At 54.7% G+C, this 18,489-nt stretch carries 19 protein-coding genes and 1 tRNA gene; 11 read left to right on the top strand and 9 right to left on the bottom strand.

The features are described 5' to 3' along the window. Position 1 precedes the first annotated feature (1 nt). Positions 2 to 322 carry a helix-turn-helix domain-containing protein gene (locus CDI07_RS05515; RefSeq protein ID WP_088180656.1) on the bottom strand — a complete coding sequence of 107 codons (321 nt, stop codon included), beginning with the start codon at positions 320 to 322 and terminating at the stop codon, positions 2 to 4. Positions 323 to 779: 457 nt separating this feature from the next. On the opposite strand from CDI07_RS05515, the gene asnS reads away from it, so the two are divergent. From asnS to CDI07_RS05535, 4 genes are all read left to right on the top strand, one after another. Continuing rightward, the gene (gene asnS / locus CDI07_RS05520) at positions 780 to 2,072 is read left to right on the top strand and encodes an asparagine--tRNA ligase (RefSeq protein ID WP_088180657.1); all 1,293 of its coding nucleotides are present in this window, start codon (positions 780 to 782) and stop codon (positions 2,070 to 2,072) included. 51 nt (positions 2,073 to 2,123) lie between these two features. Next, positions 2,124 to 2,200 (top strand) — tRNA-Arg (locus CDI07_RS05525). Positions 2,201 to 2,468: 268 nt separating this feature from the next. Further along, the gene (locus CDI07_RS05530; protein ID WP_088180658.1) at positions 2,469 to 3,479 is read left to right on the top strand and encodes a hypothetical protein; all 1,011 of its coding nucleotides are present in this window, start codon (positions 2,469 to 2,471) and stop codon (positions 3,477 to 3,479) included. 12 nt (positions 3,480 to 3,491) lie between these two features. Beyond that, positions 3,492 to 3,929 carry a hypothetical protein gene (locus tag CDI07_RS05535; RefSeq protein ID WP_088180659.1) on the top strand — a complete coding sequence of 146 codons (438 nt, stop codon included), beginning with the start codon at positions 3,492 to 3,494 and terminating at the stop codon, positions 3,927 to 3,929. 50 nt (positions 3,930 to 3,979) lie between these two features. Here CDI07_RS05535 and CDI07_RS05540 read toward each other — a convergent pair whose 3' ends face one another. The 5 genes from CDI07_RS05540 to CDI07_RS05560 all read right to left on the bottom strand — a co-directional run bounded on the left by CDI07_RS05540 (position 3,980) and on the right by CDI07_RS05560 (position 9,753). Beyond that, on the bottom strand, positions 3,980 to 5,116 hold the full coding sequence (locus tag CDI07_RS05540; protein ID WP_088180660.1) for a thiamine ABC transporter substrate-binding protein: 1,137 nt from the start codon (positions 5,114 to 5,116) through the stop codon (positions 3,980 to 3,982). Between the two features lie 112 nt (positions 5,117 to 5,228). Further along, positions 5,229 to 6,170: a calcium/sodium antiporter gene (locus tag CDI07_RS05545; RefSeq protein WP_088180661.1), complete on the bottom strand. Its 942-nt coding sequence runs from the start codon at positions 6,168 to 6,170 to the stop codon at positions 5,229 to 5,231. Between the two features lie 40 nt (positions 6,171 to 6,210). Beyond that, the gene (locus CDI07_RS05550) at positions 6,211 to 6,732 is read right to left on the bottom strand and encodes a TIGR00288 family NYN domain-containing protein (RefSeq protein WP_088180662.1); all 522 of its coding nucleotides are present in this window, start codon (positions 6,730 to 6,732) and stop codon (positions 6,211 to 6,213) included. Further along, on the bottom strand, positions 6,729 to 7,238 hold the full coding sequence (locus CDI07_RS05555) for a TIGR00288 family NYN domain-containing protein (RefSeq protein WP_088180663.1): 510 nt from the start codon (positions 7,236 to 7,238) through the stop codon (positions 6,729 to 6,731). Before CDI07_RS05555 ends, CDI07_RS05550 begins: the two co-directional genes overlap by 4 nt. A 79-nt stretch (positions 7,239 to 7,317) precedes the next feature. After that, positions 7,318 to 9,753 (bottom strand): tRNA(Met) cytidine acetyltransferase TmcA, encoded by a 2,436-nt coding sequence (locus tag CDI07_RS05560; RefSeq protein ID WP_088180664.1) that lies wholly within the window; start codon positions 9,751 to 9,753, stop codon positions 7,318 to 7,320. 128 nt (positions 9,754 to 9,881) lie between these two features. Between CDI07_RS05560 and CDI07_RS05565 the strand changes: the two genes are divergently transcribed. From CDI07_RS05565 to CDI07_RS05575, 3 genes are all read left to right on the top strand, one after another. Then, complete coding sequence (locus tag CDI07_RS05565; RefSeq protein WP_088180665.1) at positions 9,882 to 11,780, top strand: S9 family peptidase; 1,899 nt, start codon at positions 9,882 to 9,884, stop codon at positions 11,778 to 11,780. Positions 11,781 to 11,849: 69 nt separating this feature from the next. Next, complete coding sequence (locus tag CDI07_RS05570; RefSeq protein WP_088180666.1) at positions 11,850 to 12,122, top strand: hypothetical protein; 273 nt, start codon at positions 11,850 to 11,852, stop codon at positions 12,120 to 12,122. Continuing rightward, positions 12,089 to 12,415 (top strand): PIN domain-containing protein, encoded by a 327-nt coding sequence (locus CDI07_RS05575; RefSeq protein ID WP_088180667.1) that lies wholly within the window; start codon positions 12,089 to 12,091, stop codon positions 12,413 to 12,415. The genes CDI07_RS05570 and CDI07_RS05575 overlap by 34 nt, the downstream gene beginning before the upstream one ends. 25 nt (positions 12,416 to 12,440) lie before the next feature. Here CDI07_RS05575 and ppcA read toward each other — a convergent pair whose 3' ends face one another. Then, a complete protein-coding gene (ppcA, locus tag CDI07_RS05580; RefSeq protein ID WP_088180668.1) occupies positions 12,441 to 13,865 on the bottom strand; it encodes a phosphoenolpyruvate carboxylase in 1,425 nt (474 codons plus the stop codon). A gap of 114 nt (positions 13,866 to 13,979) precedes the next feature. Between ppcA and CDI07_RS05585 the strand changes: the two genes are divergently transcribed. Next, a complete protein-coding gene (locus CDI07_RS05585; RefSeq protein ID WP_088180669.1) occupies positions 13,980 to 14,573 on the top strand; it encodes a molybdenum cofactor guanylyltransferase in 594 nt (197 codons plus the stop codon). A 160-nt stretch (positions 14,574 to 14,733) separates the two neighbouring features. Further along, positions 14,734 to 15,729: a pyrolysin gene (locus tag CDI07_RS05590; RefSeq protein WP_226996534.1), complete on the top strand. Its 996-nt coding sequence runs from the start codon at positions 14,734 to 14,736 to the stop codon at positions 15,727 to 15,729. A gap of 6 nt (positions 15,730 to 15,735) precedes the next feature. Here CDI07_RS05590 and CDI07_RS05595 read toward each other — a convergent pair whose 3' ends face one another. Continuing rightward, entirely contained in the window at positions 15,736 to 16,254 is a 519-nt protein-coding gene (locus tag CDI07_RS05595) for a biotin transporter BioY (RefSeq protein ID WP_088180671.1), read from the bottom strand. 48 nt (positions 16,255 to 16,302) lie between these two features. On the opposite strand from CDI07_RS05595, the gene CDI07_RS05600 reads away from it, so the two are divergent. Then, positions 16,303 to 17,094 carry an energy-coupling factor ABC transporter ATP-binding protein gene (locus CDI07_RS05600; RefSeq protein ID WP_088180672.1) on the top strand — a complete coding sequence of 264 codons (792 nt, stop codon included), beginning with the start codon at positions 16,303 to 16,305 and terminating at the stop codon, positions 17,092 to 17,094. Continuing rightward, a complete protein-coding gene (locus tag CDI07_RS05605) occupies positions 17,091 to 17,852 on the top strand; it encodes an energy-coupling factor transporter transmembrane protein EcfT (protein WP_088180673.1) in 762 nt (253 codons plus the stop codon). The genes CDI07_RS05600 and CDI07_RS05605 overlap by 4 nt, the downstream gene beginning before the upstream one ends. Here the strand turns inward: CDI07_RS05605 and CDI07_RS05610 are convergent. Further along, positions 17,849 to 18,484 carry a hypothetical protein gene (locus CDI07_RS05610; RefSeq protein ID WP_226996536.1) on the bottom strand — a complete coding sequence of 212 codons (636 nt, stop codon included), beginning with the start codon at positions 18,482 to 18,484 and terminating at the stop codon, positions 17,849 to 17,851. The genes CDI07_RS05605 and CDI07_RS05610 overlap by 4 nt on opposite strands. Positions 18,485 to 18,489: the final 5 nt, after the last annotated feature.

Consider the following 18,489-nt stretch of genomic DNA (forward strand, 5'->3'; position numbering starts at 1 on the left):
CTCAGGTGTACCTCGAATAGTATGAGTGGTAGGACTTCAGGAGCTTGACGACCTGCTTTCCGTACTCAGTGAGCCGGTAGTACTTGAAGCCCTTCTCGGTAACGACCTCCACGAGTCCGAGGCTCACGAGAGAGCTGTGGCCGTTGTATCGGTTCCCAAGGCCGATAAGAGCACCCTTCACATTTGAGGGGTCTGATTTGACCACCCGTGCGATTTCAGAGAGGTAGGTGGGGGTGGGATATATTTCATCGAGATAGAAGAGTATCCGCTTCCTCAGTTCGCTGCGGTTGATAGAGCGGATTACAAAGGGATCAATGAACATTTGAACATCCCCCCACCACTACCCCGCAATAATTAAAGACTCTCCAATTCTCACCAAAATATGTTGAGCACGATACTATATAAATGTTACCATTTGTGAACTAATAACCCTTTTCAACTTGTCAAAATGTAATTATTATCCCAATAGATATTCCATTGTTGAAGGTTTATCCAGTTTGGATAAAAATTATCCAAGGATTGGATGACTCCCAACTTCTTCGAGGGTGCCCAACACTGGGTATCGTCATATTTTGGGAGAATTTCCATACTTCATGATGAAATGACAATCGAGGGGACAAAGAATTTAAATTATGGTTTTCAAACCTACACCCATGCCGCTGATGATAGTCGTGGAACATAGAATAGGGGCATTTCCCCTTTGGATAAATTGACGCTCTTCTGGTAGCCCAATCGCTACCGTTATAAAGTCCCCTTCAAAGCCTCTGGAGGTGGTAACGATGATTGATAAGGTTTATTGCGCCGACGTTCGGCCCGATATGGAAGGCAAGCGCGTTAAACTCGCCGGATGGGTTTACAGGAAGAGAGAAGTTGGAAAGAAGGTGTTCATAGTCCTCCGCGACTCAAGCGGAATAGTCCAGACCATATTCAAGAAGGAGCTGAGCGAGGAGGCCTACGCCGAGGCGAAGAAGGCCGGGATAGAGTCCAGCGTGATAGTCGAGGGTATCGTCAAAGCCGACCCCCGCGCCCCCACTGGGGTCGAGATTCAGGCGGACAGGATTCAGATCGTCCAGAACGTTGACTTCTTCCCGATAACCAAGGACGCGAGCGACGAGTTCCTCCTGGATGTGAGACACCTGCACCTGCACTCACCGAAGGTCGCCTCAATAATGAAGGTCAAGGCGACGATGATGCAGGCAGCCAGGGAGTGGCTCCTTCAGGACGGCTGGTATGAGGTCTTTCCGCCGATACTCGTCACCGGAGCCGTTGAGGGTGGTGCGACGCTCTTCAAGCTCAAGTACTTCGACAGGACGGCTTACCTCAGCCAGTCGGCCCAGCTCTACCTAGAGGCCGCCATCTTCGGCCTTGAGAAGGCCTGGTCGCTCACGCCGAGCTTCAGAGCGGAGAAGAGCAGGACCAGGAGGCACCTCACCGAGTTCTGGCACCTGGAGCTCGAGGGAGCCTGGATGGACCTCTGGGACATCATGAAGGTCGAGGAGGAGCTTGTGAGCTACATGGTTCAGAGGACGCTTGAGCTCAGGAAGGGCGACATCGAGACCTTCAGGAAGGACTTCACCACCCTCAAGAACACCGTTCCGCCCTTCCCCAGGATAAGCTACGACGAGGCTATAGACATCCTCCAGAGCAAGGGCGTCGAGATAGAGTGGGGCGAGGACATGGGCGCCGACGAGGAGAGAATCCTCACCCAGGAGTTTGAGGCCCCGTTCTTCGTCTACGGCTATCCGAAGCACATCAAGGCCTTCTACATGAAGGAGGACCCGGAAGACCCGAGAAAGGTTCTCGCGGCGGACATGCTCGCGCCGGAGGGATACGGCGAGGTCATAGGGGGCTCACAGCGTGAAGACGACTACGACAAGCTCGTGCAGAGGATCCTCGACGAGGGAATGGATCCGAAGGACTACGAGTGGTACCTCGACCTCAGGAAGTACGGCAGCGTCCCGCACAGCGGCTTCGGCCTCGGCCTAGAGAGGCTCGTCGCCTGGGTTCTGAAGCTCGATCACGTCCGCTGGGCCACGCTCTTCCCGAGGACGCCGAGCAGGCTGTATCCATAAGCCTGCTCCCACCACAACTTTTATAAAACTCCCCCAAGACCATTAGCCCGAGGGCCCGTAGCCTAGCAGGATAGGGCGCCGGCCTTCTAAGCCGGAGGTCGCGGGTTCGAATCCCGCCGGGCCCGCCATTCTCGAAATAATCGCTTCCATGCGCCTCACCTTCTCTAAATGCTCTTTAAGAAGCTTGTTTGTGAGGGCCGAGATACTATAACCCTCAGCCTTGAGACCGCCGACCACTTCCTCATCACGGTAGAGATGAACGCGCGTCTTTCACTTCTGATCTTATAAATGCAAATTGACTAATAGTTCTAGTACAAAGCAACGAAATGTTCTTATACTTAGGCGTAAAAAATCCGATTGATCTAACGGGTGGGTAATGAAGTCTAGGTGATTGCAATGACTGAAGTTGAGAGGCGAATTTATTTTTACTATCTGCATCTTAATGAGGACATTGCAACAAAATACAATAATCAAAGTAAAGTTCGAGAGAAAATTGAGGAGTTTAGATCGGACCCTTTTGAGTTTGTTAGTAATAACCTACCTCCTGAAAAGCCCCTACTAATGAGTTATGGAGTTGATTCTCTTAAAAAGCTAATATTCCTTAGAGATGATCCTCACAAGTTTAATTTAACACCATACATTCCTTCGTTGGACACAAAAATATTTACTGCCCGTATCGGAATTGGTAAAAAGATTGACATTCCTACAATTATTGACGAAAAGACGGGATTAGAGACTCCAGTTGAGTTTAACCCTGAACATCAGGACTTGTATTATCCAAGTCATTTCGTTATTTTTTCTAATGGAGCTGTTGGTATTGAGAGTTGGAGAGAGGGTCCCTCGACATCAGCACTAAGGTATTTCCTAAGTATGGCACTATTTGGTATCCACGGAATAATAACTCTTGATGAAATGTACCGTTTAGAATTTCTAATCGATTTAGTCAAACACAATAGAGTCACACTATTCAAAATCCGAGTTCCTGCACTAAAGTATGCTTACTATAAAGAGGGAAATAGTGACCTAGAGAGATTATTTGGCTATGCAACCGAGATCTTTGGTAAGTCAGAATATATTGAAATCACAGTCGGAGTTAATGGCAAGAGAAAAGATAGTAGGCTAAATCCTATGAAAATCAAAAAGATAATAGAAGATTTGACGAGGCTAAGAAAAGAAAGAGGAGCTGTTGAAAAAGCAGTAGCCAAAATAGAAAATCCTATCACTAACACCCTTGAAGATAAAAACATATTTGACGACAAACTCATGAAATCCGTTAAAGTTGCTCGCCTTGAGGGCAATCTCAAGCGTGTAGACTCCAAAAGTATGTATAATGCCATTATCGAGGCATATTCAGAATTAGCACCAGAAATCATTGAATTTATAAATGAAATGGAAAAACACAAGTAACTGGTGTCACAGATGATGCCAAGAATTTTTGTAAAAGATGCACTAAAGGGCGTGTCCGTTTCTCTATTAATTTTTGGCTTAAGTTATGGAGGGTATTTAGGCTCATTCCAACCGGATAAAAGTTTGTTCTCAGTCGTAGCATCTATATCTGGAGCATTCGCAGGATTCATCTTAGTCGGATTGTCAATAATATACGCCCTTCCAGAAACAGCGGTGTATAATAAACTAAAGACTTTTGAGCCTTTTAGGGAAATTCCTGGAATATACTACACTACATTCATTTTTCTGTTGGTTTTAATGTTCCTAGCTGTTATGGGATGGTTCAAATTTTCTGAAAATACGCTGTTTGTATGGACCATGCTGACCATGTTCATAATCTCTATATTTTTCGTCTACCGATGTATATGGATTCTAAAAAACATCATTGAAATACGGTTAAAGTTTGAGTAGCCATGACTTGTTGAAATAATAACAAAAGAAAGGAATGGGATAAAGAAACCTCACCGCCTCCTCCAGAGGAGGATCGGTATCAGGGCAAGGCCAACTACCAGAGTTGGGCCGCAGATTCCACCGTTCTCCTCAGAGGTCGTCGTGGTCGTCTTCCCGAGTATCTCGTCCGGGCTCTTTCCCTCTATCATGAGCTGGGTCCACTGCCTGAGCCAGAGGTCGTAGCTGTTCTCGATCTCATTGGGGTCAACGGTCACTGGCTTGTCTATCTTCACAGCGTACTTAAAGACCTCCGGGGTCTGGACGTTTTTGTTTACCGGGTACATCCACTGGTTGAGCGGGAGCTTCTCCTGTGCCTCCTCGCTGATGAGGAACTCAATGAACTTCTTGGCCAGCTCAGGGTGCTTGGCGCCCTTGACGATTCCCGCGCCCTCTATCTGGAGGTAGTTGCCCTCCTTAAAGGCAACGGCACCGACGTTGGTGTTGTTGTCGTAGTAGACGGTTGCAGCCGGCGAGGTGGCGTAGCTGAGGACCAGCGGGTATTCACCCTTGGTGAAGGCGTTCCAGGCCGCGCTCCAGCCCTCGACTATCTGGACGTCGTTCTCCTTCAGCTTCTCCCAGTAGTAGAGCCAGTCGTCGCCGTAGACCGCTATCGTCCAGAGGAGGAAGGCCATTCCCGGCGAGCTGGTGCGCGGGTCTTCGATTATCAGTTTGCCCTTCCACTCCGGCTTGGTGAGGTCTTCAAGGCTGGTCGGCGGGTTCTGAACCATATCCTTGCGGTAGTTGATGGCTATGAAGCCGTAGTCGTAGGGCGTGAGGTGATAACTCGGGTCGAACTTCTCAACGATCCAGCCCGGAATCACGTCGGCGTTGGCCGGCTTGTAGGGTTCCAGTATTCCCGCGTCAATAGCTTTGGCCAGGTAGCTGTTGTCTATGCCCACGACGACGTCAGCCTGCGGGTTGTCCTTCTCAAGGATGAGCCTGTTGAGAACCTCACCGGCGTCGCCTATGAGGACGAGATTCACCTTGACGCCGTATTTCTGCTCGAAAATCGGAACTATCTCCTTCATCCACCACTCTATGCTGTCGTAGGAGTAAACCGTCAGCCCCTCCTGGGCTTTAACGGGCTTTGAAGCCCCGATGGCACCGAGGAGCAGGAGGGTGAGCAGCAGCGTGGCGAGCTTCCTCATTCTTCCACCCCCATGAACAGGTTTTGAGTTTTCATAATGGAGTAATACGACGGATTAAAAAGCTTTGCGCCCCAGAATTGTGGACTGAAAATAGCGTAGAAGAGGGAAAGGGTCAGCCCTGCGGCAGGTTGACGCCGCCGGTGAGGTAGACGTAGATGAAGTACGAATAGATCGCCAGCAGCACCCCGCCGGTGAGCCGGTCTATCCTGCCGGTGAGGCGGAGAACTGCGGTGAGTATTCCCATGACGAGGAGCGTCAGGGGCAGGGTGAAGGTGTATATCGTCGCGTCCACCCTGATCGGGTTTATGAGGGCCGCTATGCCGATGACCATGAGGACGTCGAGGATGTTCGCGCCGATTATGTTGCCCACGCTGATGTTCGGGAGCCTCTTGATGGTCGCCATGAGGGAGTTTGTGAACTCGGGCAGGGAAGTTCCGATCGAGACCATCGTGAGGCCTATGACGACCTCGGGAACTCCAAAGGCTCTAGCTATCGTGACCGCGCTGTCGACCACGAGCTTGGCACCGGTCACGACGAGTATGCCGCTCCCGAACATTATGAGGGCGTCCCTTCTAGGGTTCCCGCGTCCGCCTTCGGGGAGCTCTTCCAGGGTCATGTGCTTGCGGTAGAGGTAGTAGAGGAATCCGAAGTATATCATTATCAGGCTCGCGCCGTCGAGCCGGCTTATCGTGCCGTCGTACATGAGCAGGCCGGCGTAGGCAGTAACACCTATCATGAAGAGGGCGTTCTTCCAGGCAGTTTTCTCGACCTTCAGCGGACGGAGCAGGGCGGAAACGCCAAGAATGAGGGCGATGTTCGCGAGGGCACTTCCTATCGCGTTACCGAGGGCTATGTCGGGCTTTCCCTGGTAGGACGAGATGGCGGAGACTGTGACCTCCGGAAGGGTGGTGGCTATGCTCGCCAGGACGAGCGCTATGATGAACTCGCTGACGCCAAAGCCCTTCGCAACGCGCGAGGCGGCTTCGACAAAATAGTCGCTCCCCTTGATGAGCAGGATGAGGCCGAGCGCGAAGAGGATGATTTCAACTATCACTTTCTCCCACCAGAATAGGGCTGGAAAGAAAGCTTAAAAGCTATTTGGCCTCGTGAACGTCAATACCTTTACCCTCCATCTTGATGACGTAGTCGGCCGCGTTCTGGAGCGCGACCGAGAAGCCCGGCTCCACCCCTATGACTATCGTCTCCTTGCCCCTGCGCTTCGCCTCGTTGACTATCGGGAGGAAGTCCGCGTCCCTGGTGGCCAGGGCAATCACGTCGACGTCGGAGTTGTAGATGAGCTCCATGGCCTCGATGGCTATCCTCACGTCGGTGTCGCCGGCCACTATTATCGGCTCGAGCCCCTGGTTCACGACGGCCTCTATGAGCCCCTGGGGGGCGTACTGGTTGAGAACTACCTTGGCCACCCTGAGCTTTCCAATCCGCTCGAGGGCGTCTATGATGTCCTCCAGCTTTATCCCGAACTCCTTCCTGAGAATGTTGGGACCGTCGATGATGAGGCCTATGCTTCTCTTCTTCTTCGGCTTGGGCGTCTCCTCGCCGACCTCCCTGACCTCCTTCTCCCCGCGCCTCAGAACCCTGAAAAAGCGCTCCTTCATTTCTCCTCACCGCCCTCGAGGATTATGGTGTAGTCGGCGGCATGCTTCAGCGCCGCCGAGAAGCCCGGCTCGATTCCGATGACGATGGTTTCCTTGCCGCGCTCCTTGGCCTTGAGAATCACCGGCAGGAACTCCGCGTTTCTGGTGGCCAGGGCGATAACGTCGATGTTCGGGTTGTATATCTCCCTCATCGCCTCGACGGCGAGCTTCACACCCGTCTCGCCCGAGACGACGATTGCCTCAAAGCCCTGGTTCGATACCGCCTCTATGAGCCCCTGGGGGGCGTACTGGTTCAGTATCACCTTGGAGACCCTGAGGTCGCCCAGTCCCTCCAGGGCCTCAACTATGTCCTCCAGCTTGACGCCGAACTCCTTCCTGAGGATGTTGGGACCGTCGATGAGAAGTGCTATCCTCTTACCCCTGCTTATCTTCCGTCTCATCGTTCCTATGCTCCTCATGCCATCCTTCGTTATCGAAATTATCTTCTCCCAGTTGCCGCCCGGCATAGGAGTCACCGTTGGAATGGATACACCAATGACACACCGAGGGAACTACGCGCCAATCCTATAAAAAGTTAGTTTAGGGTCAGGAAATGACCCTCTTGTAATAGTACCAGAGTCCCCTTATGATATCGCGCACCTCTATCATGGTGAAGGTTTCGGTTCTGTCGATGAGCCTTGCCGTCTCCTCCCAGCTGTGGGCCTGGAGAACGCGGTAGATGAGCAGCTTTATCTGCCTCTCGTCGAGGTAGGGCTTCATCCAGCCGTCGAGGAAGTATAGCTTCACGATGGGCTTAACGGCGTCAACCACGGTGTCGTAGGTCAGAACCTTACCAGTAAAGGCATCTAGCCGTTTTCTCTGGACGTCCGTGAGGTGAATCGGATAATCCACCGCCTCACCGAACGGCGTCTCAAAGAGCCACCTGACTATCTCGGGCTCGATCTCGCGATGGGTATCGCCCAGCCACTCCGTGAGCCTTATCCTGAACTCGTCGTTGGCCCTGCGGATGAGCTTCTTCGCCCTCTCGCTTATCGGCTTGAGAACTATGGCGGTGAATTCGCCGCTGACCGGGTTTCTCGCGGGGCTCAGGTGGACGACGGCAAAGCCGTTCCTGACCCAGAAGCGGACGAGCTCCTCGCTGGCACCGAAGCCCGAGCCGATCCAGTCAAGGCCTTTCTCCCTCGCTTCCTTTTCGAGGAGCTCCAGCGCCTTGCTGCCCAGCCCCATGTCCATCGCGTCCGGATGGGTCGCTATCCTCACTATGCGGTAGCCCTTCAGCTTCGCGAACTCCTTCGCCATGTGGTGCTTGACCATCATGTCCGGGATTATGTTGCCGCGCGGCTTGTAGCCCTTCGCCATCTTCTCGATGACCTTCTTGGGTATGTTGCCCTCCTCCGCTATCTGGACTGCGGTCACTATCTTGCCGTTCTTGAGGCGAAGGACGCGGGCCCTGTGGTGGGGAGCATCGGCGAGCAGGGCAACGTCGCTGGGCCTGTTGCGGTAGTGGGCGAGGATGTAGATGCCGACGAAGTTCCTCAGGTCTTCCCTGTCCTTCTCGAACCAGTCGTCGAGGTCGGGCTCCTCGAAGTAGACCTCCTTGTTCTTTATAAGCTCGTAGTCCTCCTCCGTGAGCTCAACCGGCTCGGCATCGAGCAGGAGGACGTCGAAGAGCCACTTCTCGATGGGGTCGTTCTCGGCGTAGCGGATGGGCTCCTCCATGTGAAGCTCCTTAAAAGAGCGCTTCTCCCTCGCCTTCTTCAGGAACTTGACGGAGAAGCCCCTTCCGGCACCCTCGTAGCCGTGTATGGTGGAGGAGTAAACGACGCGGGGCTTGTTGAGGTACTTGTGGAGTATCGGCACGTGGATTCCGGCCGCCTCGTCGAGGATGTACAGGTCGGCCGTCTTCTTGTAGCCCTCAGCGGGGGGATAATACCTCAGACCGATCTTCCTCGCGTAGAGTTCCTTTATGAGGCCCCTCTCCTCGACGACGTGGGGCTTGAAGCCGAGCCTTTCCAGTGCCCGCTTGGCGAAGCGGAACAGAGCCTGAACGTTCTCCGGCTCGGGGGCCGTCACGACTACGCGCGTGCGCTTTCCGAGGGCCAGGGCGAGACCTATCGCGGCGATTCCAACAGAGACGCTCTTTCCGCGTCCCCTGTCAGCGGTGAGAACGAGCATGCCCTCCTCCTCAACCAGCTCCTCGAAGGCCTTCAGAACCTCAACCTGTCCCTCGGTGAGGGCCATCTCGTACAGCTCGCGCGGGAAAAGGGTCTCCTCCGGAATCGGGACACCCTTCCTCGATTTAATCTTCGCCTGGCTCTTGTTCCTCTTCGGCTTCTTCTTGAGCTTGCCGTTCTCGGTGATGATGTAGATGCCGTCGTGCTCCGTGAACTTCCTGATGAGCCGCCTGTTGAAGCGCTTCTTGACGTCGTCTATCGTGTAGGGCGGCGTGACGAGGCTCTTGTGGAAGCCCGTCCACATGTTTTTCCACTTCTCGAACGGGTGGGCGAGTATGAAGATGAGCCCGCCGCCGCGGACGGTCTCGATTATCCTTCCGAGGTCGTTCGGCGAGTAATCGTAGCTCATGTCCAGGACGAGGATGTCGAAGGTCCTGCCCAGTATGTCGCGGGTGTGCTTGAACGTAACCGCCTTAACCTCGGCGGTAGAACCGGCCAGAACGTCGAAGTGCTTTCTGAATGCCTCATAGCGCTTCCTTCCGAAGGTGTCCTCGCCGAGTGCGTCGGTTGCGTAGAGGAGTTCGATTCTGTCCTCGCTCTCGTCCCTCAACCGTTTCTCGCGGAGGTCGTCGAGAATCTCCCCCAGGGTTCTGGCCGATGCGCCGGCCAGGATTCCGGCCAGTTCGGCCTTTTTTACCGTATCCCCCTCTATGATTATCATTCTCCTGTGAAACTTCTCAAGCGCCTGAGCCAGAGCGGTCTCCGTGAGCTTGAGAACCGAGTCCTTAACCTTCTCGCCTTTCGCGTACTCTCTCACTTCCTTGTCAAAGCGGACCTTGACGGTCACGGCCGCCACCTCCCGGATAAAAGGGAGAAGGGGGATTTAAAAAGGTTAGGCGGTTTTGAAAGCTTCTCGATAATCATCGAAACGCTAAGTTTTTATACGAAAAGGCCGATGTTAGTTCGGTGGTTTCTATGGCGAAAGGCCTGAGCGAGAAAGACCTCGGAAAGTTCAAGCTCGTTGGGAACATCGACGCCTTCGGGAGAAGGCTCGTTTTCCAGGTAACGGAGATAAGCGTTGAGAAGGACGACTACTTCTCGAGGCTCTACCTCCACGACGGCAGAAAGGTTAAGCCCTTCACCTCCGGAAAGAAGGACGGGAACCCGCGCTTCTCCCCGGACGGAAAGCTGATAGCCTTCACCTCAAAGCGCGATAAGGAGAGCAAGGAAGCCGAGCTGTACGTTATTCCGACCGACGGCGGCGAGGCGAGGCTTCTGACGAAGTTCAAGTACGGAATCAAGAACCTTCGCTTCACAGAGGACGGGAAGAGCATAGCGATCGTTACGCCGATAGACGTCGAGAAGAAGCCGAAGGACGACGTCCACGTTATCAAGGAGATGCCCTTCTGGTTCAACGGCGTCGGATGGGTCTACGGGAAGAGGAGCGTCGTCTATCTCGTTGACCTTGAGACAGGCAGGAAGAGGCGGGTAACGCCGAAGAACCTCGACGTCTCGCAGATCAGGTTCCATGAAGGAAAGCTCTACTTCACGGCCCAGGAGGACCGCGAGAGGAAGCCGATGGTGAGCGACCTCTACGTCCTTGAGGGCAGGAAGGCGAAGAGACTAACTCCGGGAGAGTGGAGCGTTCAGGACTTCATACCCCTCGACGACGACACGTTCATCCTCAAGGCCAACACCCGCGAGCGCGGGATTCCGACGAACACCCACATCTACCACTACAACCCCGAGACGGGCGAGACGAGGAAGCTCACCGCAGAACTCGACAGGGCTGCATACAACTCCCTGAACTGTGACGTCAGGGGAAGCCAGAGGGCAGAACTGGTTTTCAAGGATGGCTGGGTTTACTATGTCGCAACCGACGGCCCGAGGGCGAACCTCTTCCGCGTGAACCTTGAGGGGAAGATAGAGCGCGTCATCGGAGGAGATAGAAGCGTTGAGAGCTTCGCAATCGGCGACTACATAGCCTTCACTGCGCAGGATGCGGTCACTCCCACGGAGCTCTACGTTCTCAGGGATGGGAAGGAGAAAAAGCTCACGGACTTCAACGGCTGGATAAAGGAGTACACCCTCTCCAGACCGGAGCACTTTAAGGTTAAGGCCAGCGATGGAGTAGAAATTGACGCCTGGATTATGAAGCCCGTTGACTTTGATCCCGGAAGGAAGTACCCCGCTGTTCTGGAGATTCACGGAGGGCCGAAGACGGCTTACGGCTACTCATTCATGCACGAGTTCCACGTTTTGACGGCCAAGGGCTTCGTCGTGATATTCTCCAACCCGCGCGGCAGCGACGGCTACGGTGAGGATTTCGCGGACATAAGGGAGCACTACGGGGAGAGGGATTATCAGGACCTCATGGAGGTCGTTGATGAAGCACTGAAGCGCTTCGACTTCATCGATGGGGAGAGGCTCGGCGTCACCGGCGGCTCCTACGGCGGCTTCATGACCAACTGGATAGTCGGCCACACGAAGCGCTTTAAGGCAGCCGTTACGCAACGCTCAATCTCCAACTGGGTGAGCTTCTTCGGGACCACCGATATAGGCTACTTCTTCGCGCCGGACCAGATAGGCGGCGACCCCTGGAGCAACACCGACGGCTACTGGGAGAAGAGCCCGCTGAGGTACGCGCCGAACGTCGAAACTCCACTCCTGATAATCCACTCGATGGAGGACTACCGCTGCTGGCTGCCCGAGGCCCTTCAGTTCTACACGGCGCTCAAATACCTCGGCAAGACCGTCGAGCTCGCTCTCTTCCCCGGCGAGAACCACGATCTCAGCAGGGGCGGAAAGCCGAAGCACAGGGTCAAGAGACTTGAGCTGATCGCCGGATGGATGGAGAGGTGGCTGAAGGGGTGATTTCTCTCCCTCCATCTCTTTTCATAACCCTTAAATACGTGGACTCACATAATTCTGTGTGGTGATGGCATGCCGAACATAACCCTCTCCGTCCCACCCGACCTTTACCGGAGAATGAAGAAGCATCCCGAAATAAAGTGGAGTGAGGTGGCGAGAAAGGCCATAGCGGAGTATTTAGCCAAAATCGAGGCCGAAGAACTCAGTTCGGACGAACTGCTCTCACTTCTCGGCGAAGACTTCAGGAAAGAGCTTGAGAGCACGCCCGTTGAAAAGTACGAGAAGGCACTCAAGAAAACGAGGGATGCGGAATGGAAAAGGCTCTCTACGACACCAACGTCCTGATAGACGCGGCAAAATCCGGAAAAACCCTCAACGGATACACCACGGTCCTCAACATCGTCGAGTTCCCGAGGGCGCTTGAGCTGGGGCTGACCGTGATAACACCGAGCCTCGAAGACTACCTGCTCGCAATCAAGATATCGCAGGCGATGGTCAGGAAAGGAACGCCCGTTCCCGCGGTTGATGCCATCGTCGCAGCGGTTGCAATGAATCGGGAGCTAACGCTCGTCACGAAGGACAAACACTTTGAGTGGATAAAGGAAGAATTCAAGGAGCTGCGGCTCCAGAGCATATAATGAAACCTTCCCGTTTTTTGCAGCTTTATCCCAAAAACCCCCTAATCCCCGCCGCTTCAACTATCAGCTCGCTGCTCAGCTCCCCGGTTAGTATCCTTGAGGTTATCTCGCCGTGCCTCTCGTCCTGCTCGTACTCTTTCGCCATCTCCGCGAGCGGTTTAAGGAACGGGAATCTCTCGGCAGCCTCGGGGTTGAAGTAACGGAAGGCGAACTCGATGTCCCGATAAAGGCCCAGGTAGTAGTCGCCAAGGAATTCAAGCTCCTTTTCACTAAGCGCACTCAGGCCGAGGAGCTCCGGGGGAATTCCGAGGGAGTAGAGCGAGGCCGTGAACTTTATCGCCCTCGGCAGCGCCGAGCCGTTCACCTCGCGAGAGTAGCCGAAGAGACCGATGTGGAGCTTCCTTCGTCTCCTCGATGGGACGAACTTTGCGACCTCCCTGATGAAGGGAGCGAGCGCCCTGAGCTCCTCCGAGTATCTGCCCTCGTACTTCTTGATGATTTCAAACGCCTCCTCCGGAACGGGCTGGGCTTTTCTCCTCTTCGATTCCCTGATCCGCTCAACGGCCCTTATGACGTCCTTCGGCGTCCTGTCGTACTTGAACGAACTCTGTATCGTGAAGGTCTGGACGCTCGGGTATTCTGCCAGAACCCCCTCGACGTTCTCGGGGGTGAAGTGCCCCCTGAACGGCGCACCGCCGACGCCGATTATCGGATAGATTGGAATTCCGAGTTCCTCCTCGAGTCCCTGAAGTTCGAAGAGCGCCAGCTTGTCGTAGAGCACCGCGCTTATGATGCCGTAGTTCATCGCGGGGTCGCTCCTCGCGAGAAAAACGCGCTGATATTCAACCTCTTTCCCGCCGAGGTACTCCCGCACGATGTCCGCCGCGCCCAGTATCGCCTCCCTGCTCTCGAAGAGCGGGATGACGCCTATCTCTGAGGGGTAGAACTCCCCTATCCACTCGTGGAGCTTGATGTCGTGGACCCGCTTGTACTGCTTTCCGGCTATGTAGTGCCTGTAGAGCTCGTAAACCCTGTTCAGTTCCTGGGAAGAGGTTGTCATCGGGAGGATGACCTCAAATATCGGCGGAAGCTCTTCACCGTAGAACAACCTCGCGTAGTCCGCCGAGCGGGGTATGGCTTCTAGGGTCTCAAGGAGGAGTTTCGCCTCGGCCTTTTCGACGCTGGGGTTGGGGACGCGCGGCGTCAGTCTGAGTTCTTCCCCGAGCTTTTTACGCTTGAAGAAATAGCCATAGCGCTCGAATAGCTTCTTGACGACGAATTCGTCCACTTCTTTGCCCTCAAAGTCCCACATCTGCTCGTCTATCCCCAGGACGCTGAAGGCGTAGAAAGCCTCGACGATCTCGTCCTCACCGCCCATCGTCGGACTGCCTGCGAAAAAGGGAATGAATACGTTGTCAGGATGCTGAGTGCTCATCGTTCTTGGTATCATTTATCCCACCAAAATGGCAAAGAACTGACATGATTTAAGATTTTTGGAGAAAAATTCGTACAAATGACAGGAGGATGAAAAAAGGTTTTTAAACGACCCGCCCTAGTTCGGCCCATGAGGGCGTACATCTTGGCGTTTCCGGAAAAGCGGTGGGAGAACTACACCCTGCCAGTTGCAGATGAACCCGTCGTCAGGCTCACGGAGGGGAGGCTCCTCGCGAGCAAGAGGATAGATGAGGTAATCACGGTGGTCAGGAAGGACAAGCTCAGAACCTATTCCCTCCACGTCTCGAACCCCCTCCCTGTTGCCGCGAGGAGCAGGATGGAGGCCCTCCTGAAAGCCCTCCCAGGGGAGCCGTTCTTCCTGGCCGAGGGCAACATGCCCCTGATAATGCCCTTCCTCGTGAACTACATGACCGGACTCTTCTACGAGAACGAGCCGGAGGCGCTGATGCCGGTCTGGAAGGACGGGACGGCCGAGGTTACACATGCGGTCTATGAGCCCGACGCCCTGGAAGACGCGATAAACGCGGCTCTGGCCGAGGGTTACCGGAGCCTGAGCAGAATAATTGAGTTCCTCGACTACGAACCGCTGTCCATTGAGGAGCTTGCGAAGAGGAACCCCAAGGTGACGCTGAGCTTCTTCAGGGTAAGGAACTCCTTCGACGTTAGGTTCGCGGCCGAGACCCTCCGAAATCTGCAGGGGTAAATTTGATTGGAGATCCTTCAAAATTGTGTAAGAAGACTTAAATAGTGTAAAGCCTACAATAGGCTAAGGGTAGGAGTCCCTAAAAGTTCTTCTGCTCGGTTCGGACCAAAAAGGAGAGATTTGTATGAAAAAAGTTTTAAGCGCAGCTTTATCGCTGCTCATGCTGTTCAGTTTGGTGGCGGTGCTGGGACCCCCGTCGGTTTCCGCAAAGCCCCTAACGAGTTACAACGTACTGATTCTAAAGAACTCTGACGCATGGGGCTCGCCCAGCGTTGAAAAAACCCTCACAAACATGAGTATACCCTACGACGTCATGACGAGCACTGAGCTCCAGAACAAAACGGCTCAGGACCTCATAGGCACCTACGACATGATTATCATCGTCAGCGACCAGAGGCAGCAGTTCTACAACGAGATAGACCCGCAGATGGGCAAACTGGAGGAGTACGTGAAGGCCGGGAAGGTTCTCGAAATCCACGCCGCCAACTGGGGCTGGAGCGGAGGCCGCTGGTTAAGCCCCTTGCCGGGAGGAGCGGAGATACAGAGGAGCTACTCAACCCGCGACTACGTAATAGCCAACAACACGACGCTCATCAGCAGCTACGCAAGCCACGGTTACTTCACTGGTCTTCCGGCGAACGCCGAGATAATCACAGTCCAGGCACCCAGTGGGACCCCCGACAACACCAAGCCAAGCACCGCAATATACACCCTGGGAAGCGGCAAGGTCTTCGTTACCGGCCTGACCATTGAGTACAGCGTCGCAAGGAAGGGACCCGAATGGGAAGCGTTCTACAAGGAGATTATCATGAACAACCTCGGTTACTCATCGATGATACCCACCCCTGAGGCGCCGGTTCAAAAGGGAATAAACGTGATGCTCTTCAACTTCTACTACTACATCCAGTACCACAGGAACCTCGACAAATACAACACTCTCTACGGAGAGGCCGTCGACGGCGGAATGGACAACGAAACCCTCGGTCTGGCGACCGTACAGAACGACACCGCGGCTGACTACTACGCCAACGCGAGCCAGTACGGACCGGTTGTTGCGAACTTCCCGAGGATCTACATCTTCATAGACCTGAGAAAGGCAGCGCTTCACCAGAAGCAGGCAGTGGGAATACTTGAAGAGGGAATGGCCGACTGGTGAAGGCCATCATCCCAAATCCGTTGCTTTTTTCACCCTGTCGGCTATCAGAGCCGCCAGGGCAGCCTTACCAATATCCAGTGGAACGAACGGCAGCACCCCAATGAGGAGCGCCTTGTGGAAGTCCCCTCCGAGGAAGAGGCTGAGCCTCAGCCAGCCGAGGAGGTATATCACGGCAATCCCCACCAGGGAACCTCCAATCATGCCGGTTTTTCCCCCAGTCTTTTCGGCCATGTATCCAGCTATGAACGCCGCTATCGGGAAGGCGACTATGTATCCCCCGGTCGGCCCGTAGAGCATCGCAAACCCGCCCTGAAGGTTGGCAAAGACGGGGAGTCCCACCGCGCCCATGGCCACGTAAACAAGCTGGCTCAGAAAGCCGAGCCTCATCCCAAGAATTAGCCCGCTCAGGAGAACGACCAGAACCTGAAGCGTTATCGGGACGGGCCCTATCGGAATGCTTATTTGAGCGCCAACGGCGGTTAGGGCCGCAAAGAGCGCCGCGAATGCTACATCCCTGCCCCTCATCCCATCCACCTTGCAAAGTTTTTAAACTTAAAACTTGAAAGGTTCACGATGATCCGGGTTAAAAATCTTTGGCACGTCTACGAGAATGGGAAGGAGGCCCTGAGGGGCGTAGACTTTGAGATGGGCGAGGAGATAGTGGCGCTGGTGGGGCAGAACGGGAGCGGAAAGACGACGCTGGCGAAGCATCTGAACGGCCTTCTGAAGCCCACCAGGGGAGAGGTCGTGATTGACGGGATGGACACGAGGGAGCACACCGTCGCCGAGCTCTCGCGCATCGTCGGCTACGTCTTTCAGAACCCGGAACACATGTTCTTCGAGGAGGACGTCTTCAAGGAGGTGGCCTTCGGACCGAAGAACCTCGGCCTGAGCGAGGAAGAGGTCGAGGAGCGCGTTCGGTGGGCGCTGAAGGTTGTTCATCTAGACGGCTACGAGAGGAGAACCCCCTACTCCCTGAGCGGCGGTGAGAAGCAGAGACTGGCGATAGCCTGTGTTCTGGCGATGAAGCCGAAGTACCTGATACTCGACGAACCAACGACCGGATTGGACGCTAGGAGCGCCGCGGGAGTCGTCGAGACGATACGCGAGCTCAGGAGGGACGGTCACGGGATACTGCTCATAACCCACGACATGGACCTGGTTCTGGAGCTGGCCGAGAGAGTTCTGCTCCTCCATGAGGGGAGGAAGGTCTTCGACGGTTCCGTGAAGGAGTTCTTCTCGCTCGAACTCCACGACTACGGACTTGAAAAGCCGGAGCTCCTCAGAATAAGCGAGAGGCTCGGAATAGGGTTTGTGAGGAGTGCTTCAGAGGTTATAAACGCCCTGGCGGGTGGTTCGCGATGATATATCCGTTCTACTTTGAGAGGGACTCCATCCTACACCGCCTCGACCCGAGAGTCAAGATAATCGGAACCATAGCCGGAATAGCGGCGATAATGCTCTACAACGACCCGATTTTCCTGATTCCGCTGTTCTTCATGACGCTCATCGCCATGAGGGCGCTCGGAAAGATTGAAATCCGGGAAGGGCTCCGCCTCCTGAAGCCCCTCATCCCCATAGTCATCATAACGCTCATAATCTGGCCCCTGATATACAAGCCGAGGCTCCAGGGGCTTCTCTTCGGCGTCTCCTTCTCGATGCGCCTGCTGACCTTCGCCCTGCTGACGTTCATGCTACTGATGACGACGCCTCAGCGCGACCTCATCCTAGGCTTCGTCAGGCTCGGCATGCCCTACGAGTTCGGTCTGACGATCTCCATAGCGCTCCGCTACATCCCGACGCTCTACATACTCACGAGCAACATCATGGACGCCCAGAAGAGCCGCGGCTGGGAAGTCGAGAAGGGGAATTTCCTCCTCAGGATGAAGAGGATGAGCGCAGTCCTAATCCCCCTTCTCGTGGCGTCCCTGAAGACCGCCCACGAGCTGAGCATAGCCCTCGAGAGCCGCGCCCTCGGCGCCGCCAAGAAGAGGACGTTTCTCTACGATATCGAGATGAAGGGCAGGGATTACGCGGCCACGGTGGTCATCCTGATTCTCTTTGGACTGGCGCTCTACGTTCGCTACGGCCTGGGACTCGGCCACGTTAGCATATATGGCTAGAGAAGGGGCTTTATCAGGGAGTCTATGGGTATTGAGTGGTCTCCAACGGCGGAGACGTAGTCTGGGGGTGCCTTGAGAACGGTCATGTTGAGGCGGTAATGGCCGCGGTAGGAGCTGGTTCTCAGAACGGCCAGCGCCTCGAATATCTCCGGCAGGTCGTAGAGGCGCCTGAATTCTCCCGGAAGGTCGAGTTCGTTGAGCTCTATGGTCGTGTGCCCCAGAACCAGGATGAGACCCTTTCTGTCAACCAGCTTCCGAACCTCGACTACCCCCTCGGCGGAGCGGTTGAGGAGCGCCGGGAAGAGCGAGACCACCACGAGGGAGCCATCCTCAACGACGTTGAGCGCTTGGAGGAGTTCCTCAACCGAGTAGACGTTGCCGGCGTACAGGTTGGAAACGTCCTCGGTGAGGCGCTTCAGAACCTTGACTGAAAACGATGTTCCAGGGCCTATATGATAGACGGGGCCATCCTTAAGGGCGTTCGCGACGAGGTGGTACAGAAAAGCCGTCTCGGCCAGCTCGTCGGTTGAGATTACACCCGCTAGGCTCCCTTCGCTAAGACCGAAGGGGAACCCTTCGAAGGGCTTCACCTCCCTGGATTGGAGCTCGGCCGGTTTGAAAAACATAGGCATCACAT

Source organism: Thermococcus sp. 5-4 (assembly GCF_002197185.1).
In the GTDB taxonomy this organism is placed as follows: domain Archaea; phylum Methanobacteriota_B; class Thermococci; order Thermococcales; family Thermococcaceae; genus Thermococcus; species Thermococcus radiotolerans.